Here is a 234-nt window from a genome sequence, read left to right on the forward strand (position 1 = left end):
ACAAGAATGTCTATATGCTCATGAAGCAATTTCATGAAGAAAACAGACTGCATATGATTTGGGGAAATCACGATATGGTTTATCGCGACCCTAAATATGTTGAAAAAACTTTATCGACTTATTTTGATCCGAAGGTAGGTGAAGATGTCGAGCTGTTTTGCGATATTAAATATCATGAAGGTATTATTCTAAAACATAGAGAAACGAATCAAGAGTTATTTTTAACTCATGGTC

General features: G+C 33.3%; 1 pseudogene. It reads left to right on the forward strand.

Features of this window, described 5'->3' with window-relative positions:
- A pseudogene (locus tag ACRHNM_RS18285) lies at positions 1-234 on the forward strand (serine/threonine protein phosphatase); the annotation flags it as partial.

The organism is Psychroserpens mesophilus (assembly GCF_050617655.1).
In the GTDB taxonomy this organism is placed as follows: Bacteria; Bacteroidota; Bacteroidia; order Flavobacteriales; family Flavobacteriaceae; genus Psychroserpens; species Psychroserpens mesophilus_A.